The following is a 14,932-nucleotide window of genomic DNA, read 5'->3' as shown; positions in this document are numbered from 1 at the left end:
ACCACGCGCGCGTTGGCAGGCCGGGATCGAGCACGGCTTGCCTGCGCAGGTGCCATCGACGATGCATCGCACGCCACGGCGCTATGCCGTGACGTGCGATGCGGCCAGCACCTTCAATCAGAACGTAAACACATATTCCGCCGCCACTTCGCGGCCGATCGGGTTGAACAAGGTGGTGTTGTAGAAGCCGTAACCGTAGAAGCGCTCCTTGTTCTCGTAGCCCACTTCGTTGAACACGTTGTTGACGTAGAAGTTGACCTTGGCGTGGTCGGTGATCCTGTAGCCGGTGCTGAGGTTCCAGTAGATCGCCGGGCCGACGCGGCCGAAGTAGCGCTTGCTGCTCTCGCCCAGATGCACGTTGGCGGTGTCGGTGACCACGCATGCGTCCGAGGCACTGGGTTGGTAGCCGTCGTCGAAGCGCTCGCAGGTGCCCCAGTTGACCGCGCGCATGGAGCCGAGCCGGCGGAAGTACACCGTCCAGTCCCAGGCGCCGCCGTTGTCCCAATGCACGCTGCCCCGCACACGGCTGCGCACGCGTTCGTCGCGGCGGTTTTCATCGCTGTCGGTGCGGTAGATCTGCTCGCGATAGGCCAGCAGGTTGTTGTAGTCCAGCGACAACTGGAAGTTGCCCCAACCCGCGGTGGCAAGCCGGTATTTCAGCGAGGCATCGATGCCCGAGGTTTCCATCTGCGCCAGGTTGATCGGGCCACGCTCGATGCTGGCGATGGTGCCGTCGGCGTTGCGCAGCACGCGCGAGGTGATGGTGTCGCAGTAGCCGGCGCCGCCGGGATTGTTCCAGGCGCCGCCGCTGATGGTGGTGCCGGTGCGGCAGCCGGCTTCGGCCGACAGGATCTCGTCGCGGTCCAGATCCTTGATCATTTCCTCCAGCTCGATGCGGTAGTAATCCACGCTCAGCGACAGGCCCTGCACGATGTCCCACACCACCCCGCCAGTGAACGAGCGGCCGGTTTCCGAGCGCAGATCCGGCGTGCCGCGACGGTTCACGTCCACGGTGTAGTAGATGTTGCTGTTCTCGTCGTTGCAGCCGCCGGTGAGATACGCGCCGGTGGCGATGCAGCGGTACTGGTCGATCACGGTCTGGTTGGTGGAGCTGGGTTCGCCGAGCACGTAATGCATGTCCGGCGCGCGGAAGCTGGTGGCCAGCGTGCTGCGCAACAACAGGCTCTCGACCGGGCGCCATTCCAGACCCGCGCTCCAGGTGGTGTCGCTTTGGGTGCCGACATCGGTCGGAATCGCCGCCGAAGAACGGTAACTGCCGTAGCGATCGTAGCGGCCGGCGACATTGGCGCTCAGCGTCGACAGCAGCGGAATCTGCAATTCCAGCCCGGCCGAACTGCGCATGCGCTCGCCGCCGCCACTGTCCACCACATCGACCGGATAGCACTCGTTGGCGCAGGGGTCGGGCGACAGCTGGTAGCCCTGCTTGGCGACTTCGGCCACGGTGGCGAAGCGGATCGGCCCGGCCCAGCCCTGCACCAGATCGCCGCTCAGGCTGAAGCTGGCCTGGTTCACCCACGAATACGCTGAGTTATGCGATTTGGCGACCAGCTCGTCGTACTCGCTCGAGGACAGCGGCGCATACAGGCGCGCCTGGTTGATCGCATAGATCGGCGTGCCGTCGGCGGCGGTGCCGGTGGGGCTGCCGAGGAAATAATCGGTGGCGCGGGCGGTGTCCACGGTGCGTACGTATTCGTCCACTGTGTAGCGCGAGCGGCCCACGCTCAGCTCCCAGTCGAAGCGGTCGGCCCACACGCCACGCAAGCCGGCGCTCAGGTCCCAGGACTGCTCCTTGTTGTAGTTGGCCAGCCGGTCCCAACCACCGGCCTCGCGCCGGGTGAGCTGCCGGATCGCATACAGCGAGCGGCCGGTGTCGGCGTCCTGGAACGGGCCCAGATACACGTACGGCGGGTCGTAGGTCCAGCGGCCGATACTGCGGTTGGCCGACAGCGTGGCCCAGGCTTCGGTGTGCTCGCCGAACTTCCAGGTGCCGTAGAGATAGGCCGAGTAGTCCTCGCTGCCGGTGACCAGCCCCCAGTCACCGTAGTCGCGGGCCACGCCGCAGTAATCGCCGGCGTTGGTGACCGCCCCGGTGTTCTGGTTGTAGCTCAGCCGCTGCCCGTCGATGAATTCGCCGCCGAAGCGCGCGCAGGTGCCGGCGGGCGGTGCGAGGCGTTCGTTGGTATTGGCATCGACCAGGCTCAGGCCGGTGAACGGGTTGAAGCCGTAGCGGCGGTTCTGCCCGGTCCAGTTGGAATAGGCCATGTCGTCGGAATCGTCCATCTCGGGGCGATCGCGCCCGCTCAACGGATCGCGCCGGGTGGCCTGCAGCGCGTAGGTCAGGCTCCAGTTCTCGCCGGTGCGCCCGCCGGCCCAGGACACGTCGAAGCTGTCGCGGCCGCCTTCGGTGGCAGTGCCGCCGCGCAGCCGTACCTGGTCGCCCTGGTAATCGCGCTTGAGGATCACGTTGACCACGCCGGCCACCGCGTCCGAGCCGTAGATCGCCGAGGCGCCGCCGGTCAGGATGTCGATGCGCTCCACCGCCGCGGACGGGATGTTGCTGTAGTTGGAAAAGTTGCTCTCGCCGCCGTAGGGCAGCGGGTAGTCGGCCACGCGGTGGCCGTTGACCAGCAGCAGGGTGCGGCCCGGGCCCAGGTCGCGCAGGTTGATCGGCGAGGCGTTGGGCGTATGCGAGCCCCATTGCGTGTCGGCCTCCACCGAGCCCTGCTGGTTCATGCTGTTGAGCACGTCGTAGACGGTGGCAAAGCCCTCCTGCTGGATCTGCTGCGCGGAGATGGTGACCACCGGTTGCGCGCCCTCGACCTGCGCGCGCTTGATGCGCGAGCCAGTGACGCTGACCGCGTCCAGGGTGGAGGTGGTGCGCGGTTGCTCCGGCTCGGCCTGCTGGGCCGCCGCCGATGGTGCGATGGCGGCGGTCAGGGCGAGGGACAAGGAAATCGACAAGGCAAGGCGATGGCTGCGGCAGTTCATAAGATCCCCGGGAGAGGCCGGCATGGCCGGCATGGCGTTCCACTGCAACGACGCCTGCGAGCGATGCACCGCATCGCCGCCCCCCTGTCCGATGGCCCCCCGACCGTTCGGCGCAAGCGCCTGCCCAGCGACGCTAGGTTGGCGCTGACATCGATGTCAACACACTGTCATGCAAGTGTGATGGGGTTCGCGATCCACACGATGGCACGCACGTCGACACGGTTGGGGCCGCGAACCGATTGCGCGAACCGCCGGCATCTGCGCCGCGTAGGAGCGCACCCGGGCGCGACTGGGGCATTCCCGGTGAAGCCCCTTCGCGCCCAGGTGTGCTCCTACGGGGTCATGGGGTTTGCGTGGCCATGCAAGCGCCGAGTTCGACAAGGTCGAGGCCGCTAACCGATTGCGCGAACCGGTGGCATCTGCGCAGCGTAGGAGCGCACCCGGGCGCGACTGGGGCATTCCCGGTAAAGCCTCTTCGCGCCCAGGTGCGCTCCTACGAGGTCATGGGATTTGCGTGGATCACGCACGACCAACCGACGACCGCCTCTTGCGGCATCCATCTCATCGCCCACAAAAAAACCCCGCCTTTCGGCGGGGTCCTTTTTGCTGCAACAGCCGAGTGGCGTGGATCAGAAATCCATGCCGCCCATGCCGCCCATGCCACCGCCGGCCGGCATCGCCGGCTCGTCCTTCTTCGGTGCATCGGCCACCATGGCTTCGGTGGTGATCATCAGGCCGGCGATCGAGGCTGCGTTCTGCAGCGCCGAGCGGGTGACCTTGGTCGGATCCAGGATGCCGAACTCGACCATGTCGCCGAACTCGCCGTTGGCCGCGTTGTAGCCGTAGTTGCCGGTGCCTTCCTTGACCTTGTTCAGGATCACGGACGGCTCTTCGCCGGCATTGGCCACGATCTCGCGCAGCGGGGCTTCCATCGCGCGCAGGGCGATCTGGATGCCGTGGGTCTGGTCTTCGTTGGCACCGGTCAGGTTACCGACGGCCACCAGCGCACGCACCAGGGCCACACCGCCGCCCGGGACCACGCCTTCTTCGACGGCTGCACGGGTGGCGTGCAGGGCGTCTTCGACGCGGGCCTTCTTTTCCTTCATTTCGATTTCGGTCGACGCGCCGACCTTGATCACTGCAACGCCACCGGCCAGCTTGGCCACGCGCTCCTGCAGCTTTTCGCGGTCGTAATCGGACGAGGTGTCTTCGATCTGGGTCTTGATCTGGCCAACGCGGGCTTCGATCGTGGCCGAGTCGCCGGCGCCGTCGATGATGGTGGTGTTCTCCTTGGAGACCTGCACCTTCTTGGCACGGCCCAGGTCCTTGATCGTGGCCTTCTCCAGCGCCAGACCCACTTCCTCGGAGATCACGGTGCCGCCGGTCAGCACGGCCATGTCTTCCAGCATCGCCTTGCGACGGTCGCCGAAGCCCGGTGCCTTGACGGCCACGACCTTGACGATGCCACGGATGGTGTTGACCACCAGGGTCGCCAGCGCTTCGCCTTCGACTTCTTCAGCGACGATCAGCAACGGCTTGCCGGCCTTGGCCACGCCTTCCAGCACGGGCAGCAGGTCGCGCACGTTGGAGATCTTCTTGTCGTGCAGCAGGATGAACGGGTCGTCCAGGTCGGCCGACTGGCTCTGCTGGTTGTTGATGAAGTACGGGGACAGGTAGCCGCGATCGAACTGCATGCCCTCGACCACGTCCAGCTCGTTTTCCAGGCCCGAGCCTTCCTCAACGGTGATCACGCCTTCCTTGCCGACCTTCTGCATCGCTTCGGCAATGATGTTGCCGATCGATTCGTCCGAGTTGGCCGAGATGGTGCCGACCTGGGCAATCGCCTTGTCGTCGGTGGTGGGCTTGGAGATGTTCTTCAGCTCGATGACGGCGGCCTTGACGGCCTGGTCGATACCGCGCTTGAGGTCCATCGGGTTCATGCCGGCGGCCACAGCCTTGGCGCCTTCGCGGATCAGGGCCTGGGCCAGCACGGTGGCGGTGGTGGTGCCGTCGCCTGCGTTGTCGTTGGTCTTGGAAGCGACTTCCTTGACCATCTGCGCGCCCATGTTCTCGAACTTGTCAGCCAGTTCGATTTCCTTGGCGACGGAGACGCCGTCCTTGGTGATGGTCGGCGCGCCGAAGCTCTTCTCGAGCACGACGTTGCGGCCCTTCGGGCCCAGGGTGGCCTTGACGGCATTGGCAAGCACGTTGACGCCACGAACCATACGGGTACGTGCGTCTTCACCGAAACGAATGTCTTTAGCAGCCATTTGTATGTAACTCCGGAAATGGGGAATAGGGAATGGGGAATCGGTAGATCAACAGCGTGAATCGGGGCGGGGTGGGATGGCGAAGGGCGTTAGCCGCTTTGCCCATTCCCGATTCCCAACTCCCGATTCCCGGCGCATAGCGCCTGATCAGCCGATGACGGCCAGGATGTCGTCTTCGCGCAGCACCTTGTACTCGACGCCTTCGGACTTGTAGCTGCTGCCGGCGTACTGGCCGTAGATGACCTTGTCGCCGACCTTGACCACCGGCGCGCGCAGGCTGCCGTTGTCCAGGGGCTTGCCGGCGCCGATGGCGACGACTTCACCCTTGGTGGACTTTTCCTTGGCGGAGTCCGGGATCACGATGCCGCCGGCGGAAACTTCGTCGGCTTCGATCGGCTTGACTACAACGCGGTCGTGAAGCGGCTTGATGCTCATAGAGAAAGACCCTCTTAAGTGATTGATTGGTCTGGAAATTATCGGCGATGTTAGCACTCGTATGTGACGACTGCCAGCACAGCGCGCGGAAAAAACCCGACAGAGCGGGTGCGGGCCAGAGATTGTGCTGTGTGGCCAGCTTTCAAGGGCTGGGGGGCAAAAAATTTTCGCCGGGCAGTTCCGTCCCAGGGCCACGACGCGGCCGACACGACCTGGCGCGCATTGCCCGCTGGCGACCAACAGCTGGGGAAGAACCGGGCTGCGCAACAGCCGGCTACGCCTGAGGCCGGCTACCAGGCCACTGGCACGCCGGGCAGTGCGCACCGAGCAGTCGCCGAGCAGCCGCTCTAAAAATGGAACCAGGTTCCACCGATTGTCATGCACACGTTTTACAGTCGGCCACGCATTCCCCGATCACAAGGAGCTGTCGATGAGGTTGCCGTCCCCCGCCCGTGTTTTCCCCTTGCGCTGGTCCCCCAGCTGCACGCTTCCCCTGGCCTGTGCGCTCGCGCTGGCCGTCCCCACCGCCCACGCGGCGGTGTTCATCAACGAACTGCATTACGACGACGCAGGCGCCTCCGGTGACAGCGGCGAAGGGGTGGAAGTAGTGGCCACCGCCGGCGAATCGCTGAGCGGCTACCGCATCTATCTGTACAACGGCAGCACACCGGGCGCGGCGACGGTCTACGCCAATACGGCGGTGCCGGCCGGCAGCCTGGTCAGCTGCGGCAGCCAGGTGCGCGTGGCCACGGTGGGCTACGCCAGCAACGGCGTGCAGAACGGGCCCAACGACGGCGTGGCGCTGGTCGACCCCAACGGCCAGCTGGTGCAGTTCCTCAGTTACGAAGGCGCCATCACCGCCAGCGGCGGCCCTGCCGCCGGCATCACCAGCCAGAACCTGCCGGTCAGCGAAAGCAACAGCAGCGCGGTCGGCAGTTCGCTGCAACTGACCGGCACCGGCAGCAGCGCGGCCAACTTCAGCTGGGCCGGCTCGTCGGCGCAGACCTTTGGCGCGTGCAACCGCGGCCAGAGCTTCAACGGCAGCGGCGGTGGCGGCGAGACCGGCGCAGCACCGACGATCACCAGCACCACCCCGACCCAGGGCGCGACCGGCTTTCCCGCCGCCGGCGACCTGAGCGTGGGCTTCAGCGAGGCGGTGACGCTGAGCAGCGGCGCGTTCGCACTGAGCTGCGCCAGCTCCGGCACGGTGGCGCTGAGCTACCCGACCAGCGGCACCCGCTTCAGCCTGTCCACCAACACCGCCCTGGTCGGTGGCGAGCGCTGCACCCTGGCGATCACCGCCAGCGCCATCCGCGATGCCAGCGGGCTGAGCCCGGCCGCCAACCAGTCCATCGCCTTCACCGTGGCCACCGCCAGCGGCGGCGGCACCGGTTACTACTCGCGGGTCAACACCGCCAATGCCAGCCAGTTGCGCTGTTCGCTGCATACGGTGATCAAGGGCCACACGGTCTATCCGTACAGCGGCTCGGGCACCAGCACCTGGACCATCCTGGAAATGGCCGACGAGGATCCCAACAACAGCGGCCGGATCCTGGACGCCTACCGCAACCGCAGCTACGCCAAGGGCAGCGACCGCGCCGGCACCGGGAGCGGGCTGACCTACAACCGCGAGCACACCTGGCCCAACTCGCTGGGCTTCGGCAGCGCCAGCGGCGACAAGGGGTTGCCGTATGCGCCCTACACCGATACCCACATGCTGTATCTGACCGATACCGCCTTCAACGCCGACCGCGGCAACAAGCCCTACGCGGCCTGCACCAGCAGCTGCGGCGAGCGGGTCACCGAGGTCAACGACGGCAGTGGCGGCGGCAGCGGGCGCTATCCTGGCAATTCCAACTGGGTGCGCACCCCGGATGGCAACGGGGGCACCTTCGAGGTGTGGGGCAAGCGCAAGGGCGACATGGCGCGTGCGGTGATGTACATGGCGATCCGCTACGAAGGCGGTACCGACGCGGCCACCGGGCAGTCCGAGCCGGACCTGGAACTCACCGACGACCGCAGCAAGATCGTGCAGACCTCGGCTTCGCCGGCCTATATGGGCCTGTTGTCCACGCTGCTGGCCTGGCACCAGGCCGACCCGCCGGACGATGCCGAGCGGGCGCGCAACCAGGTGATCTTCAGCTTCCAGGGCAACCGCAACCCGTTCGTGGATCACCCCGAATGGGCGACCTCGAGCCTGTTCACCTCGGCCAAGCCGGCCAGCTGCCAGCTGGCCAATTGATCCGGCCCGGCCCGGCGCCCCAGGCGCCGGGCCGGGAGACGGCCTGCAGCGGCAATCCACATCCCCGCACTACGCCCGCTTACGCCGCTGCAGTGCCATCGCACCCTCGCATGGTCGGCCACCAAGGCGCGGTGTCGCCGGCCAGCCGCCAGGCCCAGCGAACTTAATGCCCTGTTCCGGAATCTGCGGTCGATCCCCCGCAGACAGGGGATTACACTGCGCGGTCACATGAGCGCCTCTTCCCTCCATCTGTTGTTCAGCACCTGCCCGGATGCCGACAGCGCCGAGCGCATTGCGCGCGTGCTGCTCGACGAGCGCCTGGCCGCCTGCGTCACCCAGCTGCCCGGCGTGCAGTCGCTGTACCGCTGGAACGGGGCGATCGAGCGCAGCCAGGAAGTGCAGCTGTTGATCAAGACCTGGGAAGACCGCCTGCCGGACGCCATCGCGCGGCTGCAGGCGCTGCATCCGTATGAACTGCCGGAGGCGATCGCGGTCCAAGCCAGCGCCGGGCTGCCGGCGTATCTCGATTGGGTCCGGGCCGAAACCCGCAAGGAATCCTGACGTCCATGAAGTCTCTGTCCCGCTGGATCGCCCGCTGCGCATTGCTGGCCGTACCCTTGCTCGCCGCGCCGCTGGCGCTGGTGGCGCCCCTGCCCGCGCAGGCCGCGGTCACCGAGGCCGACCTGCTGCCGGTGGATCAGGCCTTTACCCTGAGCGCAACCGCCGACAGCCGCGACAGCATCGCGCTGCGCTGGAAGATCGCGCCGGGCTATTACCTGTATCGCCACCGCATCAGCGTCAAATCCGGGCAAGGCTTTGCCGCCGGCGAGCTGACGCTGCCGGAAGGCGAGAGCAAGCACGACGAGTTCTTCGGCCAGGTGCAGACCTACCGCAAGCAGCTGCAGGCAAGGTTGGCCGGCAAGGCCGATGTCGGGTTGCAGACCGCCGTGCTGCAGGTGCAATACCAGGGCTGCGCCGACGCCGGCGTGTGCTACCCGCCGCAGCGCCGCGAGCTGCGCGTGCGCCTGCCCGATGACTCGGCTCCCGCCGCGACACCCGCCACCCCGCGCGAAAACCTGGGCGCACTGGTGCCGCGCGCACCGGCAGGCCCGCGGCTGTTCGGCAGCACCGGCCAGGCCGCCGGCGTGGACGCACTGCCGCTGCCGGCCGAGCAGGCCTTCACCTTCGAAGCCATCGTCGGCGACGGCAACAGCCTGCTGCTGCGCTTCACCCCCGCGCCCGGCTACTACATCTACCGCGACCGCACCTCGCTGGCGCTGGAAGGCGCCGGCGGCGTGCGTCCCGGGCTGCCGCGCTGGCCGCAGGGCAAGGCGCACCGCGATGAGCACTTCGGCGATGTGGTGGTGTATTTCGACCAGGCCGAAGTCACCTTGCCGCTGCTGCGCGAGCACGCCGAACCGGTCAAGGCGACCCTGGTGGCGACCTTCCAGGGCTGCCAGACCGACGGCATCTGCTACCCGCCGATGACCCGTCGGGTGGCGCTGGAGTTGCCCGCCGGCACGGTGTCGCCACAGAACCAGGCGCAGGCCGCGCCGCTGATGATCTCGCCGCTGCCGGCCGGGCAGCTGCCTGCGGAACCGGCGCCGGCACCGACGCCCGCGGCGACTGCAGCGCCGGCCGCAGATGCCTCGGCCGACAATCCGCAGCGCACCCAGCCGCCACACACCGACAAGGGCTTGCTGGCGATGCTGGTGCTGGCCCTGCTCGGCGGGCTGGTGTTGAACCTGATGCCCTGTGTGCTGCCGATCCTGTCGCTGAAGGTGCTGGGCCTGGCCCACAGCGGCGAGAGCCGCAGCCACGCGCGCAGCCATGCGATCTGGTATTCGCTGGGCGTGCTGGTGTCGTTTGCGGCAATCGGCGCGCTGGTGATCGGCCTGCGCGCGGCCGGCCAGGCGGCCGGCTGGGGCTTCCAGCTGCAGCAGCCGTGGTTTGTCGCGGCGCTGGCCTATCTGATGTTTGCGGTGGGCCTGAGCCTGTCGGGCGTGTTCACGCTGGGCAGCAATCTGGGCGGCATCGGCCAGTCGCTGGCAGCGCGCAATGGCCCACTGGGCGATTTCTTCACCGGCGTGCTGGCCTGCGTGGTGGCCAGCCCCTGCATCGCCCCGTTCATGGGCACCGCACTGGCGTATGCCTTCACCGCCCCGGCGCTGCTGGCGATGCTGGTGTTCCTGGCGCTGGGCCTGGGCCTGGCGCTTCCGTTCCTGCTGATCGGCTTCATCCCCTCGCTGGCGCGGCGCCTGCCCACGCCCGGCGCGTGGATGGAAACGCTCAAGCAGGTGCTGGCGTTCCCGATGTATCTCACTGCGATCTGGCTGCTGTGGGTGCTGGGCAAGCAGCGCGGCGTGGACGCGCTGGCGCTGATGCTGGTCGGCGCCACCCTGCTGGCGCTGGGCCTGTTCTGCTTCGAGCGCAGCCGCTGGAAGAGCCATCGCATCGGCATGGGCCTGGCCGCGGTGATGCTGGTGCTGGCGATCGTGCCGGTGGTCGGGGTCACCCGCCTGCGCCTGCCGGCCGCCACTGCCGCCGAGGGCGTGGTGGCGTTCTCGCCGCAGTTGCTGGACCGCCTGCGCGCCGACAACCGCGTGGTGTTCGTCAACATGACCGCCGACTGGTGCGTGACCTGCAAGGCCAACGAGAAGAACGTGCTGAGCAGCGCCGACTTCCGCGACGCGCTACGCCGCGTCGACGCGGTCTACATGAAAGGCGACTGGACCAACGTCGACCCCAGGATCAGCGCCTTCCTCGACCAGCACCAGGCCGTCGGCGTGCCGCTGTACGTGGTCTACGGCCCCGGCGCACCGCCGGCGGTGCTGCCGACCGTGCTGACCAACGCGATCACCGAGGATGCGTTGCTGCGCGCGGCGCGGTGAAGTGAAGCGCCGCACGTGCAAGCGCGGCGTTTTGTCTTTGGTGTGTCGATCGTGCGCGTGTGCCGCATGAGGCAATGTGTGCAAAGCCGTCGATCAGGGTTGCTCGGCGCAGGGACGGGCGTGGCCTATCCATTGCAGGAGCGACGGGACGCTCAAGTGGGCTGCATGGGCCGGGTCGGCACTGATGCGCATTGTCCGATGCAGAGCGGTCGGGATGGGCACGCAGGCGATCAACCGAAATAAGCCGGCGAAAGCACACACTCTTCAGCCAGACACCTCGGCCGTCACTTCGGCTTGAACAGCTGCCTGATTTTCAAACGGCATGGTGCGATGACGAAGGCATCGAGCATCGACCAGTGCTGACGCAGCTGGATGACGGCGAACAACACCAGCACATCGATGCCGACCATGTTGATCAACAGCACGGCGGACACCAGCTCGCGATTGGACACCAACAGGATCAGGGTGCTCGCTGCAATGAGCGCACCCCATTTCCGTGCGAACGGAGTCGTCAACATGCGACGAATGGATCGCATCTCAGCTGTCTCCACCATGATCCGAAGTCCGCCATGCTCCCGCAGCTGCTTGCGTGGCCACGTCCGCGTCCAATCCTGGACTCGGTCCAGGCGCCTGCTTCTTATCCGACGTCATCAGCGGCCGATCGCCAGAAAACGCCATGGCTGCGTTGCCGCGGCGCCAGCTGATGCATTCGTTTTTTCCACGGGCAAGTGGCTCCTGTCGCTGAAGCCGTGCAGTATTGTCGAGACAACATGCAGCCGATCTACCCAGACACAATGCTGTAGCCAACGACTGAACTGGCTTTTTCCCGGAACGTCTGCTCGCCATGACCATGCGTAGCAGGCGCATCCCCGAGGTCATCACGACCGGCAACGCATAGGTGGCAAGCAGCCGCGTTCGGTGAAGCGAGTGTACTGCCAGGCGTGTCATCCTGAGCCAGACGGCCTGCCAGGGCGAATACCTCGACAGGACCGCTGATGTGGTCGCTTGTGCCAGATTGCAGGGCATCAGGCTGCAAGTCGCGTGCATCAAGCCAGTCCCTCCCCTTCACTGGCGACTCCTGCCGCAGACGAGACACCACTGTTTTCGTACGGCGACCTACGTCACTTAAATGCCTGCGAAGCCAGATTTTCAATCAGGTGTTTAAAACAGACCTAACTTCGTCAATCTGGACAGCATCGGCGACATCGCGCAGACTTCCGGCCTTTCCGCTCTCCCGGATGTCATGGCCCACCTGCTGCTGTTGCACGGCCCCAACCTCAACCTGCTCGGCACCCGCGAGCCGGATGTCTACGGGCGCACCACGCTGGCGCAGATCGATGCGGCCCTGGTGGACCGTGCGCAGGCCGCTGGGCATACGCTGGCCTGCCTGCAGTCCAATGCCGAGCACGTGCTGGTGGAGCGCATCCACGCCGCGCGCGAGGACGGCACCGCCTACATCCTGATCAACCCGGCCGCCTTCACCCACACCTCGGTGGCGCTGCGCGATGCGCTGCTGGGCGTGGGCTTGCCGTTCGTGGAAATCCATCTGTCCAACCCGCATGCGCGCGAGCCGTTCCGTCACCACAGCTATCTCAGCGACAAGGCCGACGGCGTGATCTGCGGCTTTGGCGCCGACAGCTACCGGCTGGCGCTGGAAGCGTTGATCGCGCGGCTGGAACGCGACGCATGACATCCCGCTCACCCACGCCGGCGCCCGCGCCGACGGCCTGACCCCCTTCCGCCGGCAGCCGCCGGCAACCTCCACCGATTCACCTCATGAGGCCCGTATGGATCTCCGCAAAATCAAGAAACTGATCGACCTGCTCGAAGAATCCAATCTCGCCGAAATCGAGATCAAGGAAGGCGAAGAAAGCGTGCGTCTGGCGCGCGTGCCCAAGGGCACGACCGTGATGAGCGCGCCGGTGCAGCAGTACGCACCTGCCCCGCCCGCGCAGGCCCCGGCCGCCCCCAGCATGCCGATGCAGTCGCCCACCGAGGCCTCCACCGGCGGCGCCAAGCAGGCTGCCGCCCTGCCGGAAGGCCACGTGCTGCGCGCGCCGATGGTCGGCACCTTCTACACCTCGCCCTCGCCGGACAAGCCGGCCTTCGTCACCGTCGGCCAGCAGGTCAAGGCCGGCGAAACGCTGGCGATCATCGAGGCGATGAAGATGTTCAACCCGATCGAAGCCGACGTTTCCGGCACCATCGTGGCCATCCTCGGCGAGACCGGCCAGCCAGTGGAATTCGATCAGCCGTTGTTTGTGATTAGCTGAGCGGCGGGGATGGGAGAGTCGTGATTCGGGATTCGCAAGAGCGACCGCACGAGCGCCTGATGGTCTGGCGCGATGCGATGTCGCTTGTCGAAGCGATCTACCGCCTGAGTCACGACTTTCCTGATTCCGAACGTTTCGGACGGACGGCACAGATGCGGCGCGCTGCGATCAGCGTGCCTTCCAACATCGCCGAAGGCGCCGCGCGGCGTTCCACTGCCGAGTACCTGCGTTATCTGTCGATGGCGCGGGGTTCGCTGGCGGAACTGGATACGCAACTGCAGATTGCCGCACGGCTGCAGTTCGGTTCGCCCGATACGGCAACCCTGGATCTTTTGAATCGCACGTTTGCCAGGCTCAATGCATTGATCCGCACGCTGGACGAATCGCGCCATCTGCGCGAGCCCGGCGCCCTCTACGAATCCCCACTTTCGAATCCCCAATCCCATGCTAGATAAAGTCGTCATCGCCAACCGAGGTGAAATCGCGCTGCGCATCCTGCGCGCGTGCCACACGCTCGGCATCCGCACGGTCGCGGTGCATTCCACGGTCGACCGCAACCTCAAGCACGTGGCCATGGCCGACGAGTCGGTGTGTATCGGCCCGGCCGCGTCCAGCGACAGTTACCTCAACATCCCGGCATTGATCGCCGCGGCCGAGGTGACCGATGCGCAGGCCATCCATCCCGGCTACGGCTTCCTGTCGGAAAACGCCGACTTTGCCGAGCGCGTGGAAGAATCCGGCTTCATCTTCATCGGCCCCAAGGCCGACACCATCCGCCTGATGGGCGACAAGGTGGAGGCGATCCGCGCGATGAAGGCCGCCGGCGTGCCGTGCGTGCCCGGTTCGGGCGGCCCGCTGGGCGACGACATCGTCGCCAACACCAAGGTGGCGCGCGAAATCGGCTACCCGGTGATCATCAAGGCCGCCGGCGGCGGCGGTGGGCGCGGCATGCGCGTGGTGCATTCGGAGGCCGCGTTGAAGGCCGCCATCGAAACCACCAAGTCCGAAGCCAAGGCCGCCTTCAGCAACGATCAGGTCTACATGGAGAAGTTCCTGGAAAATCCGCGCCACGTGGAAATCCAGGTGCTTGCCGACGGCCAGGGCGGTGCGATCCATCTGGGCGAACGCGATTGCTCGATGCAGCGCCGCCACCAGAAGGTGGTGGAAGAAGCGCCGGCCCCGGGCATCACCGAAGAACTGCGCAACGAGATCGGCAAGGTCTGCGTGGATGCCTGCATCCGCATCGGCTATCGCGGCGCGGGTACCTTCGAGTTCCTGTTCGAAGACGGGCGTTTCTACTTCATCGAAATGAACACGCGCATCCAGGTGGAGCACCCGGTCACCGAGCGCATCACCGGCATCGATCTGGTCTGCGAGCAGTTGCGCATCGCCGCCGGCCGCAAGCTGACCATCAAGCAGAGCGACATCGTGCTGCGCGGGCATGCGATCGAGTGCCGCATCAATGCCGAGGACCCGGAAACCTTCATGCCCAATCCGGGCCTGATCACCGCGTTCCATCCGCCCGGCGGCCCGGGCGTGCGTGTGGATACGCACATCTACGCCGGCTACAAGGTGCCGCCGAACTACGACTCGATGATCGGCAAGCTGATCGTGCATGGCCCCGACCGCGAGACCGCGATCGCGCGCATGCGCGTGGCGCTGAGCGAGATGGTGGTGGACGGCATCAAGACCAACATCCCGCTGCAGCAGCGCATCATGCGCGACAAGGGCTTCCAGGCCGGTGGGCAGAACATCCACTATCTGGAAAAGCGCCTGGCCGAGCGCAAGAACAAGTCGATCGCGCTGGTCTGA

Annotated in this window: 11 protein-coding genes; 7 read left to right on the top strand and 4 right to left on the bottom strand. The window is 66.4% G+C overall.

The features are described from left to right. Positions 1-117: 117 nt before the first annotated feature. The 3 genes from AC1PLA_RS03075 to AC1PLA_RS03065 all read right to left on the bottom strand — a co-directional run bounded on the left by AC1PLA_RS03075 (position 118) and on the right by AC1PLA_RS03065 (position 5,714). Positions 118-3,009: a TonB-dependent receptor plug domain-containing protein gene (locus tag AC1PLA_RS03075; RefSeq protein ID WP_481105572.1), complete on the bottom strand. Its 2,892-nt coding sequence runs from the start codon at positions 3,007-3,009 to the stop codon at positions 118-120. A 629-nt stretch (positions 3,010-3,638) separates the two neighbouring features. After that, complete coding sequence (groL, locus tag AC1PLA_RS03070; protein ID WP_011035771.1) at positions 3,639-5,279, bottom strand: chaperonin GroEL; 1,641 nt, start codon at positions 5,277-5,279, stop codon at positions 3,639-3,641. Between the two features lie 147 nt (positions 5,280-5,426). Then, on the bottom strand, positions 5,427-5,714 hold the full coding sequence (locus AC1PLA_RS03065; RefSeq protein WP_003483210.1) for a co-chaperone GroES: 288 nt from the start codon (positions 5,712-5,714) through the stop codon (positions 5,427-5,429). Between the two features lie 430 nt (positions 5,715-6,144). Here AC1PLA_RS03065 and AC1PLA_RS03060 point away from each other — a divergent pair, with 430 nt between their 5' ends. The 3 genes from AC1PLA_RS03060 (at position 6,145) to AC1PLA_RS03050 (ending at position 10,847) form a co-directional block, all read left to right on the top strand. Further along, positions 6,145-7,956 carry an endonuclease gene (locus tag AC1PLA_RS03060; protein ID WP_104596858.1) on the top strand — a complete coding sequence of 604 codons (1,812 nt, stop codon included), beginning with the start codon at positions 6,145-6,147 and terminating at the stop codon, positions 7,954-7,956. 228 nt (positions 7,957-8,184) lie between these two features. After that, positions 8,185-8,517, top strand: a complete 333-nt coding sequence (gene cutA / locus AC1PLA_RS03055; RefSeq protein WP_024940554.1) for a divalent-cation tolerance protein CutA — start codon at positions 8,185-8,187, stop codon at positions 8,515-8,517. Between the two features lie 5 nt (positions 8,518-8,522). After that, a complete protein-coding gene (locus AC1PLA_RS03050) occupies positions 8,523-10,847 on the top strand; it encodes a protein-disulfide reductase DsbD family protein (protein ID WP_481105571.1) in 2,325 nt (774 codons plus the stop codon). A 284-nt stretch (positions 10,848-11,131) separates the two neighbouring features. Here AC1PLA_RS03050 and AC1PLA_RS03045 read toward each other — a convergent pair whose 3' ends face one another. Next, positions 11,132-11,365 (bottom strand): hypothetical protein, encoded by a 234-nt coding sequence (locus AC1PLA_RS03045; protein WP_481105570.1) that lies wholly within the window; start codon positions 11,363-11,365, stop codon positions 11,132-11,134. A 725-nt stretch (positions 11,366-12,090) separates the two neighbouring features. On the opposite strand from AC1PLA_RS03045, the gene aroQ reads away from it, so the two are divergent. The 4 genes from aroQ (at position 12,091) to accC (ending at position 14,932) form a co-directional block, all read left to right on the top strand. Further along, complete coding sequence (gene aroQ, locus AC1PLA_RS03040) at positions 12,091-12,537, top strand: type II 3-dehydroquinate dehydratase (RefSeq protein WP_481105569.1); 447 nt, start codon at positions 12,091-12,093, stop codon at positions 12,535-12,537. 97 nt (positions 12,538-12,634) lie between these two features. Further along, complete coding sequence (accB, locus tag AC1PLA_RS03035) at positions 12,635-13,120, top strand: acetyl-CoA carboxylase biotin carboxyl carrier protein (RefSeq protein ID WP_104570990.1); 486 nt, start codon at positions 12,635-12,637, stop codon at positions 13,118-13,120. Positions 13,121-13,197: 77 nt separating this feature from the next. After that, positions 13,198-13,575, top strand: a complete 378-nt coding sequence (locus AC1PLA_RS03030; RefSeq protein WP_481105568.1) for a four helix bundle protein — start codon at positions 13,198-13,200, stop codon at positions 13,573-13,575. Continuing rightward, complete coding sequence (gene accC / locus AC1PLA_RS03025; protein WP_016903366.1) at positions 13,565-14,932, top strand: acetyl-CoA carboxylase biotin carboxylase subunit; 1,368 nt, start codon at positions 13,565-13,567, stop codon at positions 14,930-14,932. The genes AC1PLA_RS03030 and accC overlap by 11 nt, the downstream gene beginning before the upstream one ends.

The sequence above is a fragment of the Xanthomonas sp. NCPPB 1826 genome (assembly GCF_056725285.1).
This window is presented reverse-complemented; position numbering and strand designations above follow the sequence as displayed.

Excerpts from the sequence above, each read along its gene's own strand:
- AC1PLA_RS03030 (WP_481105568.1), top strand. The coding sequence starts at position 13,198 with ATGTCGCTTGTCGAAGCGATCTACCGCCTGAGTCACGACTTTCCTGAT.
- AC1PLA_RS03060 (WP_104596858.1), top strand. The coding sequence starts at position 6,145 with ATGAGGTTGCCGTCCCCCGCCCGTGTTTTCCCCTTGCGCTGGTCCCCC.
- AC1PLA_RS03065 (WP_003483210.1), bottom strand. The coding sequence starts at position 5,714 with ATGAGCATCAAGCCGCTTCACGACCGCGTTGTAGTCAAGCCGATCGAA.
- AC1PLA_RS03075 (WP_481105572.1), bottom strand. The coding sequence starts at position 3,009 with ATGAACTGCCGCAGCCATCGCCTTGCCTTGTCGATTTCCTTGTCCCTC.
- groL (WP_011035771.1), bottom strand. The coding sequence starts at position 5,279 with ATGGCTGCTAAAGACATTCGTTTCGGTGAAGACGCACGTACCCGTATG.
- accC (WP_016903366.1), top strand. The coding sequence starts at position 13,565 with ATGCTAGATAAAGTCGTCATCGCCAACCGAGGTGAAATCGCGCTGCGC.
- aroQ (WP_481105569.1), top strand. The coding sequence starts at position 12,091 with ATGGCCCACCTGCTGCTGTTGCACGGCCCCAACCTCAACCTGCTCGGC.
- accB (WP_104570990.1), top strand. The coding sequence starts at position 12,635 with ATGGATCTCCGCAAAATCAAGAAACTGATCGACCTGCTCGAAGAATCC.
- AC1PLA_RS03045 (WP_481105570.1), bottom strand. The coding sequence starts at position 11,365 with ATGTTGACGACTCCGTTCGCACGGAAATGGGGTGCGCTCATTGCAGCG.
- cutA (WP_024940554.1), top strand. The coding sequence starts at position 8,185 with ATGAGCGCCTCTTCCCTCCATCTGTTGTTCAGCACCTGCCCGGATGCC.
- AC1PLA_RS03050 (WP_481105571.1), top strand. The coding sequence starts at position 8,523 with ATGAAGTCTCTGTCCCGCTGGATCGCCCGCTGCGCATTGCTGGCCGTA.